Source organism: Pseudenemella bisphenolivorans, assembly GCF_051133435.1.
Classification (GTDB): domain Bacteria; phylum Actinomycetota; class Actinomycetes; order Propionibacteriales; family Propionibacteriaceae; genus JAAYAO01.
Genome location: NZ_JBPGNY010000002.1, coordinates 1 through 14,088, shown reverse-complemented (window position 1 = coordinate 14,088; position 14,088 = coordinate 1). Strand labels below are relative to the sequence as shown.

Sequence of the window (14,088 nt, the reverse complement as noted above, 5' to 3'; positions counted from 1 at the left end):
CGGCCATGCCGGCACGACGCAAGGCCCGCAGGGCCGCCGATGAGGCCCGCAGAGCGGCCGAGGACGACATCATCGACGTCGACGGTCCGCTCACTCCGATCGGGGTGGACCAGGAACGGGTGGCGGCCGCCGTCCGCGAGATCCTGTTGGCGATCGGTGAGGACCCCGATCGCGACGGACTCGTCGACACCCCCGCCCGGGTCGCCCGCAGCTATGCCGAGATCTTCGCCGGCATGAACCACGACCCGGCCGAGATCCTGTCGACCACCTTCGATGTCGACCACGAGGAGTTGGTGCTGGTCAAGGACATCGAGGTGTGGAGTTCCTGCGAACACCACATGGTGCCCTTCACCGGCGTCGCCCATGTCGGTTACATCCCCGGCAAGAAGGGTGTGGTCGGTCTGTCGAAGATCGCCCGCCTGGTCGATGCCTACTCCCGGCGGCTGCAGGTACAGGAGCGCCTTACCAGCCAGATCGCCGACGCCCTGGTCGAACATCTCGACCCCCAGGGCGTGATCGTGGTGATCGACTGCGAACACCTGTGCATGACCATGCGCGGCGTGCGCAAACCCGGTGCCCGCACCGTCACCTCTGCGGTACGCGGGGCCTTGCGGACCCCGGCCACCCGCGCCGAGGCCATGTCGCTCATCCTGGGCTGATTCACCCCACTTTCCACCCGGGGCATGACGCCGGTGGATGAAAACGCACCCCTACGGCGATCATCCGGCGCGTCCGGCCCCGATCGCGCCCTTTCGGGTGCGTTTTCAGCCATTCAGGCCGGTGCACCGATCGGCGGGGCCTCCGGCAGCACATCTCCGAGAGCGGAGGCAGTGGCCGCAGCACTGCCCAGGGTGAAAGCCACCTGCCGTCCCCACAGGAAGTAGCGGTGAATCGGGTAGTCGATGTCGGCACCGATCCCGCCGTGCAGATGCTGGGTGGTGTGCACCACCCGGAGCCCGGCCTCCGAGGCCCACAGCTTCGCCACCAGGGCTGCCGACTCCGCCTCGGCCTCGCGGCCCTGATCCAGTAACCACGCCGCCCGCCAGGTGGTGAGCCGGGTGTTCTCGGTATCCAGGTATCCGTCGGCGGCGCGCAGCGCGACCGCCTGATTGGTGCTCAGCGGACGACCGAACTGTTCCCGCATCGAGGTGTACTCGGCCGTCTGCGCCAAGGCCTCGGCGCACACCCCGACCTGCACCCCGGCCAGGGCCACCCGGGCCCGCCGCAGAATCCAGTTCCGAATCTCGGCTCCATCACCGACCAACAGGTCGGCCTCGTCGACCGTGGCCTCGGCCAACTTGAGGATGCCGGACGAACCCCAGCCGGTGACCTCGGTGCCGGTGCAGCGCACCCCATCGCGGTCGGTCGGCAGAATCGCCACCAGCACCCGGCCGTCGTCGGTGACCGCAGGCACGACGACCGCATCGGCGACGGACAGAGCCGGCACCCCGAGCGCCTCACCGGTGAACCTCCATCCGGAACCGGCCGGCTCGGCACGCACTGCGGCGAGAGTGCCGGGGGCGGATTCGAAGGCGCCGGTGACCAGCAGCGACCCGTCCAACAGGCCGGGCAGCCACCGGGCCTGCTGCTCGTCGGTGCCGAAGCCGGCGATCGGTTGGGCGGCCAGCGTGCTCACCGCCCACAGCGGCACCGGGGCGACCCGGCGACCCTGCTGTTCCAGCAGAGTGACCAGGCCGAGCATGCCGAAACCCGAACCGTCGTGTTCTTCCGGTACCCCGATTCCCACCATTCCGGCCTCGGCCAGGGTTTGCCACAGGTCGGCGTCGAAACCACCGTGGGTCCGTTCGACCTCGGTGACCCGGTCGACCCCGGCCCGGTCGGTGAAGATCTCGGCAGCCAGCGACCGCAGTTCGTGGAGCTCCTCGTCCAGCTTGAAGTCCATCTCACTTCTCCTTCCGGCGGCGCGAGGCCAAGGTCATGCCGAGGGCTTGGGCGGCGACGAACTCGCGCATCACTTCGTTCGAGCCGCCGCCGAAAGTGTTGTTCTGGGCGCGCCGGGCCAAGGCCTCGACCCGGCCCTCGAGCACCGCGCCGGGGGAGTTCGGCCGCAACAGGCCGGACGCGCCGAGCACCTCCTGCAACATGCCGTAGGCCCGCACCACCGCTTCGGTGCCGACCACCTTGGCCGCTGCCGAATCGGCCCCACCCAGAGTGTTGGCGGCGACATCGGCCACCAATCGCAGACTGACCAGGTCGGTGGCGCTCAACAGGGAGTAGACCTCGGCCAGTTTCTGCCGCACCCACGGCTGGTCGAACACCACCCCGTCCCCGCTGGGGGTTTCCCGGGCCCAGGCCAGCACCCCGTCGTACAGTTCGTTGGCGATTCCCACCCGGGCGGCCAACGCCACCCGCTCGTGGTTGAGCTGGTCGGTGATCAACCGCCAGCCCTGGTGGAGTTCACCCACCACATTGTTCAGCGGCACCCGGACGTCCTCGTAATAGGTCGCCGCGGTGCTGATGCCACCGACGGTGTGGATTTCGGTCACCGAGAAGCCCGGGGACGAGGTCGGTACCAGCACCACCGAGATACCCCGGTGCCGTTCGGAATCGGGGTCGCTGCGCACGGCCAGCCAGATCCAATCGGCGAAGACGCCGGCGCTGGTGAAGATCTTGTTGCCGTTGATCATCAACTCGTCACCCTCGACCCGGGCTCGGGTCTGCAGAGCCGCCAGGTCGGTGCCGGCACGGGGTTCGGTGTAGCCGATCGCGAAGATGATCTCCCCGGCCAGGATGCCGGGTAGAAAGTCGTCCTTCTGCTGCTGGGTGCCGTGTTTCATCAGGGCGGGGGCAACGGTGTTCAGGGTGACCAGCGACAGGGGTGCCCCGGCGCGCAGGGCCTCGTCGTAGAAGACATACAGCGCCTCGGGGTCCTCCCCGCGGCCGCCGTACTGTTCCGGCCAGCCCAGCCCGAGCCACCCGTCGCTGCCCATCTGCCGCCAGATCCGGTCGAACACCGGGCCACCCTCGGTCTGCTCGGCCAGGGCTTCGCGGTCGTCGTCGTTGATCAGGGCGGCGAAATAGTCGCGCAGTTCGCGGCGCAACTGTCGGCCCTCGGCGGACAGTTCTGGGTGCATGGAGATTCCTTTGCGTGGGTGGTCAGAGACGTTCGAGCACCAGACAGGTGGTGGCGGCCGCGGCGCAGATCGCGATCATCGCGAACCGGCCGTCACGGCGCACCAATTCGTCGATGGCTGCCGCGATCAACCGGATGCCGGTGGCCCCGGCCGGGTGGCCCAGGGCGATCGCGCCGCCGTTGGGATTCAGCTTCTCGTCGGGCACCTCGTGCACCTGCCGGAAGGACATCGGCACCGAGGCGAAGGCCTCGTTGACCTCGAACAGATCGATGTCGTCGATGGTCATCCCCAGCCGCTCGAGCAGGATCTCCGCACCACGCACCGGACCGTCCAGCATGTACTCCAGATCGCCGCCGATCACGCACTGGGCCCGCAGCCGGGCCTTCGCGGTGAGGCCGAGTTCATCGGCGCGCGCCTGGGACATCACCAGTGCGGCGCTCGCCCCGTCGGAGACCTGTGAGGAGGTTCCGGCGGTGTGCAGGCCGCCGTCCTTGACCGGACGCAGCCCGGCCAACGCCTCGAGGCTGGTCTCGCGCAGGCCCTGATCCCGGGCCACCGGGTTCGGCTGCTCCTCGGCCGCGGGCACCTCGACCGGCAGGATGTGGCGATCGAAACGGTGCTCGTCCCAGGCCCGGTGGGCCAGTTGTTGGGAGCGCAGGCCGAAAGCGTCCAGATCGCTGCGACTGAAGCCGCGCAGTCGGGCAATCCGGTCGGCGGCCTCGTACTGGTCGGGGGTGTTCAACGACCACGACTCGGGACGCGGTGTGCGCAGCCCCTTGCCCTGTTTCGGGGTCAGCGGTACCCGCGACATCAACTCGACCCCGCAGGCCAGGCCGACGTCCAAGGTTCCCAGGGCAACCTGTCCGGCCACCAACAACACCGACTGGGCGGCGGTGCCGCATTGTGCATCGATCGTGGTGGCACCGGTGGCGGGGGGCAGGCCGGCGTGCAGCCAAGCAGTGCGGGTGACATGGCCGTACTGTTCACCGACCGGGGTGACGCAACCACCGATCACCTGCTCGACCAATTCGGGGTCGAGGTTGTTGCGGGCCAGCACGCCACGTTGGGCCAGCCCCAGCAGCTCGGCGGCATGGACGCCCGACAGCCAGCCATTGCGCCGTCCGAAGGGGGTGCGAACCGCGTCGACGATGACCGGGAGCCGTTCGGTGGCGATCACCGGTCGGCCCGCAGCACGATCGCGCTGTGCGGCACCGGTGATCCTCCGGTGACCAGCACATGGTCGAGAGTCTTGACCGGTTGGTTCACCGAGGTGCCGCGCAACAGCCGGACGCCTTCGGCGATGCCGTTCACGCCGTGGATGTAGGCCTCGCCGAGTTGGCCGCCATGGGTGTTCAGCGGCAACCGCCCGTCCACCTCGAGGTTGCCGTCGGCAATGAAGTCCTTCGCCTCACCACGGCCGCAGAAGCCGTACTCCTCCAACTGCAACAACACCATCGGGGTGAAGGCGTCGTACAGGATTGCCGCATCCATACCGTCCGGGCCGACCCCGGCCTGCTGCCACAGTTGCTGGGCGACCAGTTCGACCTCCGGCATCGCGTCGATGTCGTCGCGGTAGTAGCTCGACATCGAGATCTGCTGCGGGCCGACGCCCTGGGCGGCACCGGCGATCAGCACCGGCGGGTGGGGCAGGTCGCGGGCTCGTTCGGCGCTGACGATCACCATCGCGACCCCGCCGTCCGATTCCTGGCAGCAGTCCAACAGGCGCAGTGGGTCGGCGATCATCCGGGAGTTCTGATGATCCTCGATGGTGATCGGACGCTCGTAAAACCAGGCGTGCGGGTTCACCGCGGCGTGCTTGCGCGACAACACACTCACCGCCCCGAAATCGGCGCTGGTCACCCCGTACTCGTGCATGTACCGGCGGGCCAGGAAGGCCTCCTGGGAAGCCGGGGTGAGCAGCCCGTAGGGGTTGATCCAGTTGCGGTACTCCTGATCGGTGTTGTGCGCATAGGCGAACGGGGGAGGGCCGGCCCCGAAGCGGTGTCCGGAGCGCTCGTTGAAGGCGCGATAGACCACGACCACCTCGGCCACCCCAGTGGCCACCGCCATCGCGGCCTGTTGCACCGGGGCGCAAGCGCCACCGCCGCCGTGCGGAATGCGGGAGAAGAACTTCAGCTCCGGAATGCCGAGGGCGCGGGCGACGGCGATCTCGGGGTTGGTCTCCATGGTGAACAGCGCGAAACCGTCCACCTCCTCGACGCCGATCTGGGCGTCGGCCAGTGCGGCGAGCACCGACTCACAGGCCAGTCGCCACTCGCTGCGTCCGGAATTCTTGGAGAACTCGGTGGCGCCGATACCGGCGATGGCTGCTTTGCCCGAGAAACTCATCGCTGTGCTCCTTCGCTGCAGGTGAGCACCATTTCGGCCGATACGTGTACGCCGCGTTCGTTGGCGCCCTTGATTTTCAGGGTGGTGCGGCCGTCGGCGATGTCGGTGACCTCACCGGTGAACCGCAGCACATCGCCGGGAAAGGCCGGCACGCCCAGCCGCAGACCGGTGCGCAGGATGCGGGCATGCGGGCCCGCCCAGTCGGTGACGTAGCGGTTCAGGAATCCGTTGGTGGCGTTGATCGACATGAAGATGTCGGGGGTGCCGCGCTGTTGGGCCTTGGACGGGTCGTGGTGTACGTCCTCGAAGTCCTGGGAGGCGATCGCGGTGGCCGCGATCGTGGTGCGGTCCAAGGGGACGTCGAGGGGTGGCAGTTCGGTGCCGACCCGGTGTTCGGGAATGCCGCTCATCATGCCTCCTGGGGACGTCGCAGCTGGGGGAGGATCTCGCCGTGGGCGTGCTCGGTGAAGGTCACTTCGAGGCGCAGGCCGATTTCCAGTTCGTCGTGGGGGATGCCGGCGATATCGGCCACCAGCCGGGTGCCCTCGTCCAGATCGAGCAGGCCGACCGCCAGCGGGTAGTCGAAGGCGGGGTCCTGCGGGTGGTGCACCACCGTCCAGGCATGGAGGGTGCCGCGGCGGCTCGACTCCACGGTGTCCCACTCGAAGGAACGACAGACCGGACAGGCCGGGCCGGGTGGGTGACGCAGGGTGTCGCAGTCGGTGCACCGCTGGATCAGCAGCCTGCCCTCCTTGGCGCCGTCGAAGAAGAACTTGTTGTCCTCGGTGATGATCAGGTTCGGCACCGAGGTGGGGCGCTCGGTTGTGCTCATTGGTTGCTCCCGGGGCGGAATCGCAGGATGCGGAATTTCTCGTTGACCAAGGGTTCGCCGTGCTGGTCGACGTACCGTTTGTCGAGGGTGATGAAGTAGCCCTCGCCCAGGCCGGTGGTCTTCGGGCCGACCACCGACTCGATCGTGAAGTGGCAGGTGACCTCGTCGCCGGGGTGGAGTTCGCGCACGTACTCCTGATCGACATTGGTGGCCACCACCGAGGTGTACCCGGCCTCGTCCAGCACGGCCATCAGCCGGGAGTAGGCGAAGTCCTCGACCTCACCGGCCTCGCGTTTGCGGTGGATCTCGCGGAACCGACGCAGGCCGGCCATCACCCAGGTCGAGATCATCGCCGGCGGGCAGATGATGTCGGTGCGACCGGTGGCCCGAGCCGTTTCCCGGTCGACATAGACCGGGTTCTCGTCCTCGTGGGCCTCCACCCAGTTGCGGATCATCGCCTCGTTCACGGCATACCGCGACACGCGGGGAGGTTCGGCCACCTCACCGAGGAAGGGCTCGAAGTTCAACTCAGTTGTCACGCGAATCTCCTGTGTGGCGGCGGGGCAACACCACGCCGACCTACTTGAACAAACGTTGGGTCAACAGTAACAATGGGGTCCGGAAGGTTGTCAATAGAGGGGTGGTCGAGTGACTCCAACTCCGGACCGGCGCGAAGAAGTGATCGACCTGGCCGCCGCCTTGTTCGCCCGAAACGGCATTCCCGGCACCTCCATGCGTGACCTGGGCGAAGCCGCACAGATGCACGCCGGCAGCCTCTACCACCACTTCCGCAGCAAGGAAGGGCTGGTCGCGATCATCCTGGACCGACTGATCGAGGAGACGTCGGCACGGATGGCGACGGCGGTGGCCGAGGGTGAAGACGTGTCTGCGCTGGAGACCATCGAGCGCCTGATCCGGGCCACGTTGGCGGTGATCGAGGCCCAGCCGGATGCCACGCAGATGTACCAGCGCGATATGCGCTATCTGCGCGATCACGAGTTGCTGATGCGCCTGGAGGAGTCGTCGGCCGAGATGCGTCGGTACTGGTTGGACGCTCTCGCCCGCGGGGTCGCCGACGGCACGGTGCGCGATGACCTGCCGGTCGAGGTGATGCACCGCACCATGCGGGAGGCCTTGTGGGCCTCCCCGAACTGGCCCGAGCGGGCCGAATACGACCTCGAGGCGTTCTCCGAGCTGATGGTGAAGCAGCTTCTTGGCATGTTGCGACCGCCGGTTGTCCGGCGTGATGGATGAAAACGCACCCAGACGGCGGTCAGGTGTCGCGTACGGGCGAAATCCGGCTCTCCTGGGTGCGGTTTCATCCGGGCCCCGCGATATCCTGGGTGGCACCCGACAGCTCGGAGGCTGATGTGAACGAACAGAAGCGGCGCCTGGTGCACAACCACGGTGCGACCCAGTACGAGTTGTTGATCAACGGGGTGCAGGCCGGATACCTCGATTACGAACTGTCCGGTGACCTGGTGGTGATGCACACCACCTTCATGTCCGAGGAATACAAGGGTCAGGGGCTGGGCAGCTCGATCGTCGAAGCCGCCCTTCAGGACGCCCGGGCCAACGGCCGGAAGGTGGTGCCGCGGTGTCCCTTCGTGCAGGCCTACCTCGCCAAGCACCCGGAGTACGCCGAAGTCGTCGCCTGAGTCAGCGCCGGTCGAGTGCGGGTGTCGACCGAACCTCAGCGCCGGTTGAACCTGGGCGGCGCCACCGCGATCACGACCGCCGAGAAGAGCGCCAATCCGCCGCCGACCAGAGTCGCCACCCACGGGGTGATCACGTACAACGGCAACAGCACCACCGGTGCCAGGGCTGTGCCGACGAACTGGGCCGACATGGTGACCGAGGTCGCCCCGCCCGGGTTCACCGGGGTGCTGCGCAGGGCGATCGCATTCGACCCGATCCGGGCCGCGGTACCGGCAAGCCCGGTGATGAACACCAGGGCCACCAGACCCCACATCCACGGCACCCAGCCGGTGGCGATGAACGCCACCCCCAGGCCGAGGGCGCCCAGGAAGCCCGTGCGCGGAATCCCGATCCGGTCGGCCAGTGATCCGATCGCGGGGCCGGCGATCAGGCCGGCCACCCCGAAGCTCGCCACCACCAGCCCGCGCAGGCCGGGGGAGAGGCCGAAGCGGTCGGAGGCGATCATCGCCCCGAGCACCATCACACCCGACACCGCCCCCTGAAAGCCCAGGGCGAACAGGGCCGATTGCAACAACCGCAGGTTCGCCAGGGCCCGCCACTGCCCACCGCTCACCCGAGGTCCCATCGGCATGCTCGGCACCAGCAGCGCCAGCGCCAAGCCGACCAGGGCGGTCACCGCGAAGGCCGCCCGGTAGTCCCAGCCGGCGGCCAGGCCACCGACCAGTGGTGCGAAGGCCTGTCCGGCGGCGGCCACCGAGGTGTAGAGGCCCATCGCCCGACCCAGTCGTTCCGAGGGCACGGTGCGGGCGATCATCGCGATCAGCACCGGAGTGGTGAACGCATTTGCCAGGCCCTGCAGCCCGCGAGCCAGGAAGAACAGGGTGGGGTCGGTGGTCAGTACACAGGCCACCGACGAGACCGCATAGAGCAGGAAGGCCAGCCGCACCGTCCGGGATTGGCCGTAGCGTGCGGCCAGGGTGCCCGAGACCAGCAGGCCGAGCGAGAACGGGATCATGTAGCTGGTGATCGCCCAGGTGGCGGTCGAGAGGCTGACGCCCAGCCCGGTGGCCAGTTCGGGCAGCATCGTGTTCACCATCGCGGCACCGAAGGGGCCCATGAAGCCGCCGAAGTACAGCGCCCAGACCCGGCGCGGACGAAGCTCGCCGCCGCCCATCTAGTCCTCCAAGGCCTTCTGCAGGGTCAGGTTGAAGGTGACGGTGTCCTTGGCTCCCGAGCCCGCGACCTCGGTGGCCCACATCGCCTTAACTGCGGCGTGGATCATCGTCCAACCCTTGGCAACTTCCTCATCGATGCCGGCCGCCTCACAGACCACCTCGATGCGACGGCGCACCGACCATCGAAACCCCGCTCCGGTACCGAGTTCATCGATGCGGTTGCGCAACAGTGGATGCAGTTCGAATCCGGGCGCACCGGCCAGGGGTTGCGGATCGATCGCCACCCAGCGCTGATCGTGCTCGCGCCACAGCACGTTCTCGAAATGCAGGTCGGTGTGCAGCAGGCTGCTGCCGGACGAGGGGGCCAGCTCGCGGTACAGACCGTGCGCCCGCTCGATCACCCGCCGCGGCAGGCGCGCCGACGACAGGGCCGCGAGTCGTTCGTCCAGCCAGTCGGTGAGCCGCGGAATCTCCGGGCCGACATCGCGGTGCAGTTCACCCAAAAGTCCGCCGATCACCTCGCAGGCTTCATCGATCCACACCTCGGTGAGATCGCGATCGGCGTCCAGTCGTTCCAACAGCAGTGCCCCGCGGGACGGGTCGGCACGCACCAGTCGCACCGCGGCCCCGCCTCCCCACCGTTGCAGGGCGACGTGTTCGGCCCGGCCCTCGACATGGGGCCACACCACCTTCAGGACGAGCGGCTCGTCGTCCCGGCGCACCGGCACCACCACCGCGGTGTGCCCCGAGCGCGAGGGGCCGTCCACCGTGAGTTGCCAGTCCTCGAGCAGTTCGGACAGCAGTCGCGGCAGGGTGGCCAGCCATTTGTCGCCGGCTATGCCATCGTCGGCGGGACGGCCGGTCATCCGGGTGCGCAGATCGTCAGGAATCAGATCGAGGCGTCCGGGGTGGGGGCTGCCGGACGAAGTCATGGGCTCAGTGTCGCACCCACGACCGGGTGCGGGATCGGGTGTTCCTCCACGGGGACCACTACGACCCCGGGCTGACCCTGAATCACGTCCCCGGGCTGACGTCAACCCGCGGCACCCCGCCTAGGCTGGGCGGCATGGAGAACACGGCGGCGCGGCGTTGGTGGCAGGTGCCGTTGCTGCTCGACAGCGTGATTGCCGCCGCCCTGGCGCTCTTTCTGGTGCTCGGCGGACACGGGTACTGGTCCAATTCGTTGACCGGGGTGATCAACTACCTGCTGCCGACCCTGGGCATCTGTGGGTTGCTCGCGCTGCGCCGGGTGCGTCCGCTGCTGTCGGCGATCGGCATCTACGGCATCGCGCTGCTGAACCTGATGGTCGCCGGCCCTTACGGGGTCGCGATCGCCAACGCTCTGGTGTTGCTGGCGCTCTACTCGGTCACCGTGCACGGACCCCGATTTGCGACCATCCCGGCGCTGTTGGGAGCCCTGTTCGGCATCTTCCTGCTGGTGATCACTTCCCAGGTCGATGGCCTGATCGGTGGGCTGTACCCGCTGGTGCCCGGCATCGGTGCGGTGGTGGCGGTGTGGGCGCTGGCGATGATGCGCCGGGCGCGGGAGGAGAGACTCCGGGCCGTCAATGAAAAGGCCCGCCTCGAAGCGGTCAGCCGCAGCCGGGAGGCGGAGATCGCTGTCACCGAGGAACGCGCCCGAATCGCTCGGGAGATGCACGATGTGGTCGCCCATTCCTTGTCGGTGGTGATCGCCCAGGCCGACGGCGGACGCTACGCCGCGGCTCACGACTCCGACGCCGCCGTGCGCGCGCTCACCACGATCTCCGAGATCGGACGCGACGCCCTGGCCGACATCCGCCGAATTCTGGGGGTGCTGCGCGAGGGTGACGAGGGGCAACCCCTGACCACCCCACAACCGCTGCAGGACAACCTGGACGAACTGATCGCGGGGGTACGCGGCACAGGCGCCAGGGTGTCGCTGGTGCGCACCGGTGAGGCCCAAGCGCTGCCGCCCGGTTTCGGACTGGCCGTGCACCGGATCGTCCAGGAGGGCCTGACCAACGCGTTGAAGCACGCCGGACCCAAGGCCGCGATCACTGTCGGGGTGCACTGGCGCCCGGGCATTCTGCGTCTTCAGGTCGACGACGACGGACGCGGTGCCGGTGCGATCTCGGACGGTAAGGGCACCGGGTTGTTGGGCGTGAAGGAACGCGCCGGATTGTTCGGCGGTACTGTGCAAGCCGGGCCCCGTCCCGGAGGTGGCTGGCGGATGCGGGCGGACCTGCCGCTGCTACCGGGAACCGAACAGGAGTGATGATGTCGGAGAGTCCCATCCGGGTGGCGCTGGTCGATGACCAGCAGTTGGTGCGTGCCGGGTTCTCGATGGTGATCGGCTCCCAGCCCGATATGCAGGTGGTCGCCGAGGCCTCCGACGGCGCCGAGGCGCTCGACGTCCTGGCTCGTCAGCCGGTGGACGTGGTGCTGATGGATATCCGGATGCCGAACCTCGACGGGCTGGCCGCGACCGCCGAACTCACCTCCCGTCCGGGGGCCGGCGGCGTCGACCCGCGGGTGGTGATGCTGACCACCTTCGACCTGGACGAGTACGTGCTGCGGGCGATCAAGGCCGGCGCCTCGGGTTTCCTGCTCAAGGACGCTCCGCCCGAGGAGATGCTCACCGCGATTCGTACCGTGCACCACGGTGATGCGGTGATCGCCCCGTCGTCCACCAAGAGGCTGCTCGACCACCTGATCGATGTGCTTCCCGACCGGGAACGCACTCCCAGTGCGGTGCTGGAGCGCCTCACCGAACGCGAACGCGAGGTCCTGGTGCTGATGGCCCGCGGGCGGTCGAACACCGAGATCGGCGAGGAGCTGTTCGTCGCCGAGGCCACCGTGAAAACCCATGTCGGACGGATTCTGGCCAAGCTGGATGCCCGTGATCGGGTGCAGGCAGTGGTGGTCGCCTATGAAACCGGCTTGGTCTCGCCCGGGCGATAGGGTGCTCAGCCGAGGCTGAGGAACTCGCGGAGTTCGGCGAAGGCCTCGGGCACCACCGAGTAGTGCGCCCAGCGTCCTCGCTGCTCGCGGGTCAGCAAGCCGGCATCGACGAGCTTCTTCATGTGGTGGCTGACGGTCGGTTGCGAGATTCCGAGCGGTTCGGTCAGGTCGCAGGCGCACACCGGGTCGCCGCCGGACGCGGCCACGTGCGACAACAGGCGCAGCCGGGTCGAATCGGACAGGGCCTTGAGCATGGTCGCCATCCGGTCGGCCTCCTCGGAGCTCAGCGCCTCGGTCAGCGAGCAGCATTCCGCGGCAGCGGTTGAGACAGGGGCCGAAGTACTCATCGCCCCACCATACATTGACAAGAGTCGATATGTGATCGGATACTCCTTACCTATCGATGGACGTCAATGTGAGGGATGGGCCGTGAGCAGTGCGACTGTTGCCAGGACTGGGTTGATCGGTACGTGACTCACCGAATCGATACGACAGTCACCGGCGCCGAAACCACAGCGACGGATCGCCCCCGTGGTGGACTCGCGGCCCTGTGCATCGCGGTCACCACCAGTTGGGGTCTGCTGTTCTACTCCCTGCCCGTGGCGGTGGCCCCGATGTCGGCCGAGAGTGGTTGGAGCCAGACCGCGATCACCGGAGCTCTCACCGCCGGCATGATCGTGGCCGCCCTGGCCGGCATCAGGGTCGGACGGATGCTCGACCACCGTGGGCCCCGGCTGGTGATGACCGGCGGCGCGGTGATCGGGGTACTGGCGATGCTCGTGGTGGCCTGGTCACCCAACCTGATCGTGTTCTACCTGGCCTGGGTGCTGGCCGGGCTGGCCCAATCCGCGGTGCTCTACACTCCGGCCTTCGCGGTGATCACCCGCTGGTACGGGCCCCGCCGGGTGCCGCCACTGACCACCCTGACCCTGGTCGCCGGGCTGGCATCAACCATTTACGCGCCGATCGTCGCCTTCCTGGTGGACCGCTTCGGATGGCGGATGAGCTACCTGATCATCGCCGCCATTCTGGCCGTGGTGACCGTGCCCCTGCATGCGCTCTTCCTGAACCGCACCTGGACCGCACAGCCCCAACAATCCGACAGCCCCGAGGTGAGCGGACGGGCCGTCCGCGCGGTCACCCGGTCGCCGCGGTTCCTCGTCCTGCAACTGGCCATGTCCCTGGCGACCTTTACCCTGATGGCGGTCACGATCAACATCATTCCGTTGCTGCTGGAAGGCAACGTCACCTACGCACTGGCTGCGTTGGCGCTGGGATTGCTCGGCGCAGGCCAGGTCGTCGGAAGGATCGCCTACCCGTCCCTGGCCGCACGCACGTCACCGCGTACCCGCACCGCGGTGCTGTTGGGGGCAGGAGCGGTCAGCCTGTGGGGGCTGGCGTTGACCCCGGGCCCGGTCTGGTTGCTGATCGCGGTCGCGATCTTCGCCGGAGCCGCCCGCGGCTGTCACACCCTGTTGCAGGCCACGGCGGTCTCCGACCGCTGGGGCACCGAGAACTTCGGCGCCATCAATGGTGTCTTCAGCGCCCCGATGACCTTCGTGGGGGCCTTGGCGCCGGTGGCCGGCCCGGCCCTGGCCGGATGGTTGGGCGGCTTCGCCAAGATGGCGATCGTGATGTCGGCACTGCTGACCGTGGCCGTCGTGCTGGCGGCCGGGGAGAACCGCGCCAGGGCCGGCTAAGGCGCTTTGTCGCTCATGCTGACAATCAGTGAGTTCCGAGCACGATGTCCGTCAAGGCATCCCCGTCAGGAGTCACATGATCGTCGAAGAGCTCAATCAAAACCGAACGAATGGTGCCGCGGTATCGATTGCGGTGAGGGTGATCCGGATATTCGTCGGTGACCGGGGTTTGACGATCACATCCGATATCCATCGTCTCGTCGATCGAAAACATGTAAGGCACTGTTGCTGATAAGCGGCTCTTCGTAGTTGAGCGTGGTCGTGTCGTAACGCAAGGCGGCTCGTGGCCTTGCTGAGGATGGGTGTTGCGAAGCATCCAACCTTGAAGGACACGA

Annotated in this window: 17 protein-coding genes; 6 read left to right on the top strand and 11 right to left on the bottom strand. The window is 67.8% G+C overall.

The annotated features are described in order from the left end of the window. Positions 1–5 precede the first annotated feature (5 nt). Positions 6–659: a GTP cyclohydrolase I FolE gene (gene folE, locus ACR4XW_RS04935; RefSeq protein ID WP_434759425.1), complete on the top strand. Its 654-nt coding sequence runs from the start codon at positions 6–8 to the stop codon at positions 657–659. Positions 660–772: 113 nt separating this feature from the next. Here folE and ACR4XW_RS04930 read toward each other — a convergent pair whose 3' ends face one another. From ACR4XW_RS04930 to ACR4XW_RS04900, 7 genes are read right to left on the bottom strand one after another with little or no spacing between them, the layout of a single operon-like run. Next, the gene (locus tag ACR4XW_RS04930; RefSeq protein ID WP_434759424.1) at positions 773–1,903 is read right to left on the bottom strand and encodes an acyl-CoA dehydrogenase family protein; all 1,131 of its coding nucleotides are present in this window, start codon (positions 1,901–1,903) and stop codon (positions 773–775) included. A 1-nt stretch (position 1,904) separates the two neighbouring features. Then, positions 1,905–3,095 (bottom strand): acyl-CoA dehydrogenase family protein, encoded by a 1,191-nt coding sequence (locus tag ACR4XW_RS04925; RefSeq protein ID WP_434759423.1) that lies wholly within the window; start codon positions 3,093–3,095, stop codon positions 1,905–1,907. Positions 3,096–3,117: 22 nt separating this feature from the next. Then, positions 3,118–4,272 (bottom strand): steroid 3-ketoacyl-CoA thiolase, encoded by a 1,155-nt coding sequence (locus ACR4XW_RS04920; RefSeq protein WP_434759422.1) that lies wholly within the window; start codon positions 4,270–4,272, stop codon positions 3,118–3,120. Then, positions 4,269–5,444 carry a lipid-transfer protein gene (locus ACR4XW_RS04915; protein ID WP_434759421.1) on the bottom strand — a complete coding sequence of 392 codons (1,176 nt, stop codon included), beginning with the start codon at positions 5,442–5,444 and terminating at the stop codon, positions 4,269–4,271. The genes ACR4XW_RS04920 and ACR4XW_RS04915 overlap by 4 nt, the downstream gene beginning before the upstream one ends. Beyond that, complete coding sequence (locus tag ACR4XW_RS04910; protein WP_434759420.1) at positions 5,441–5,854, bottom strand: MaoC/PaaZ C-terminal domain-containing protein; 414 nt, start codon at positions 5,852–5,854, stop codon at positions 5,441–5,443. The genes ACR4XW_RS04915 and ACR4XW_RS04910 overlap by 4 nt, the downstream gene beginning before the upstream one ends. Continuing rightward, positions 5,854–6,276, bottom strand: a complete 423-nt coding sequence (locus ACR4XW_RS04905; protein ID WP_434759419.1) for a Zn-ribbon domain-containing OB-fold protein — start codon at positions 6,274–6,276, stop codon at positions 5,854–5,856. Before ACR4XW_RS04905 ends, ACR4XW_RS04910 begins: the two co-directional genes overlap by 1 nt. Continuing rightward, entirely contained in the window at positions 6,273–6,815 is a 543-nt protein-coding gene (locus ACR4XW_RS04900) for an FAS1-like dehydratase domain-containing protein (RefSeq protein ID WP_434759418.1), read from the bottom strand. Before ACR4XW_RS04900 ends, ACR4XW_RS04905 begins: the two co-directional genes overlap by 4 nt. Before the next feature lie 109 nt (positions 6,816–6,924). On the opposite strand from ACR4XW_RS04900, the gene ACR4XW_RS04895 reads away from it, so the two are divergent. Together ACR4XW_RS04895 and ACR4XW_RS04890 are read left to right on the top strand one after the other, a co-directional pair. Continuing rightward, on the top strand, positions 6,925–7,530 hold the full coding sequence (locus ACR4XW_RS04895) for a TetR/AcrR family transcriptional regulator (protein WP_434759417.1): 606 nt from the start codon (positions 6,925–6,927) through the stop codon (positions 7,528–7,530). 116 nt (positions 7,531–7,646) lie between these two features. Continuing rightward, entirely contained in the window at positions 7,647–7,934 is a 288-nt protein-coding gene (locus tag ACR4XW_RS04890) for a GNAT family N-acetyltransferase (protein ID WP_434759416.1), read from the top strand. Between the two features lie 35 nt (positions 7,935–7,969). Here the strand turns inward: ACR4XW_RS04890 and ACR4XW_RS04885 are convergent, their stop codons facing one another. Then, complete coding sequence (locus tag ACR4XW_RS04885; RefSeq protein WP_434759415.1) at positions 7,970–9,109, bottom strand: MFS transporter; 1,140 nt, start codon at positions 9,107–9,109, stop codon at positions 7,970–7,972. Then, the gene (locus ACR4XW_RS04880; protein ID WP_434759414.1) at positions 9,110–10,042 is read right to left on the bottom strand and encodes an aminoglycoside phosphotransferase family protein; all 933 of its coding nucleotides are present in this window, start codon (positions 10,040–10,042) and stop codon (positions 9,110–9,112) included. A gap of 134 nt (positions 10,043–10,176) precedes the next feature. Here ACR4XW_RS04880 and ACR4XW_RS04875 point away from each other — a divergent pair, with 134 nt between their 5' ends. Then, a complete protein-coding gene (locus ACR4XW_RS04875) occupies positions 10,177–11,367 on the top strand; it encodes a sensor histidine kinase (RefSeq protein WP_434759413.1) in 1,191 nt (396 codons plus the stop codon). Further along, positions 11,367–12,053, top strand: a complete 687-nt coding sequence (locus tag ACR4XW_RS04870) for a response regulator (RefSeq protein WP_434759412.1) — start codon at positions 11,367–11,369, stop codon at positions 12,051–12,053. Before ACR4XW_RS04875 ends, ACR4XW_RS04870 begins: the two co-directional genes overlap by 1 nt. A 5-nt stretch (positions 12,054–12,058) precedes the next feature. On the opposite strand, the gene ACR4XW_RS04865 is transcribed toward ACR4XW_RS04870, so the two are convergent. Continuing rightward, a complete protein-coding gene (locus ACR4XW_RS04865) occupies positions 12,059–12,400 on the bottom strand; it encodes an ArsR/SmtB family transcription factor (protein ID WP_434759411.1) in 342 nt (113 codons plus the stop codon). A gap of 123 nt (positions 12,401–12,523) precedes the next feature. On the opposite strand from ACR4XW_RS04865, the gene ACR4XW_RS04860 reads away from it, so the two are divergent. Beyond that, positions 12,524–13,753, top strand: coding sequence for an MFS transporter (locus ACR4XW_RS04860; protein WP_434759410.1), 1,230 nt, complete (start codon positions 12,524–12,526; stop codon positions 13,751–13,753). Positions 13,754–13,778: 25 nt separating this feature from the next. Here ACR4XW_RS04860 and ACR4XW_RS04855 read toward each other — a convergent pair. Further along, positions 13,779–14,088: hypothetical protein (locus ACR4XW_RS04855; protein ID WP_434759409.1), on the bottom strand; the 310-nt coding region annotated here is incomplete at its 5' end.

Excerpts from the sequence above, each read along its gene's own strand:
- ACR4XW_RS04865 (WP_434759411.1), bottom strand. The coding sequence starts at position 12,400 with ATGAGTACTTCGGCCCCTGTCTCAACCGCTGCCGCGGAATGCTGCTCG.
- ACR4XW_RS04930 (WP_434759424.1), bottom strand. The coding sequence starts at position 1,903 with ATGGACTTCAAGCTGGACGAGGAGCTCCACGAACTGCGGTCGCTGGCT.
- ACR4XW_RS04870 (WP_434759412.1), top strand. The coding sequence starts at position 11,367 with ATGATGTCGGAGAGTCCCATCCGGGTGGCGCTGGTCGATGACCAGCAG.
- ACR4XW_RS04925 (WP_434759423.1), bottom strand. The coding sequence starts at position 3,095 with ATGCACCCAGAACTGTCCGCCGAGGGCCGACAGTTGCGCCGCGAACTG.
- ACR4XW_RS04905 (WP_434759419.1), bottom strand. The coding sequence starts at position 6,276 with ATGAGCACAACCGAGCGCCCCACCTCGGTGCCGAACCTGATCATCACC.
- ACR4XW_RS04875 (WP_434759413.1), top strand. The coding sequence starts at position 10,177 with ATGGAGAACACGGCGGCGCGGCGTTGGTGGCAGGTGCCGTTGCTGCTC.
- folE (WP_434759425.1), top strand. The coding sequence starts at position 6 with ATGCCGGCACGACGCAAGGCCCGCAGGGCCGCCGATGAGGCCCGCAGA.
- ACR4XW_RS04880 (WP_434759414.1), bottom strand. The coding sequence starts at position 10,042 with ATGACTTCGTCCGGCAGCCCCCACCCCGGACGCCTCGATCTGATTCCT.
- ACR4XW_RS04915 (WP_434759421.1), bottom strand. The coding sequence starts at position 5,444 with ATGAGTTTCTCGGGCAAAGCAGCCATCGCCGGTATCGGCGCCACCGAG.
- ACR4XW_RS04885 (WP_434759415.1), bottom strand. The coding sequence starts at position 9,109 with ATGGGCGGCGGCGAGCTTCGTCCGCGCCGGGTCTGGGCGCTGTACTTC.
- ACR4XW_RS04910 (WP_434759420.1), bottom strand. The coding sequence starts at position 5,854 with ATGAGCGGCATTCCCGAACACCGGGTCGGCACCGAACTGCCACCCCTC.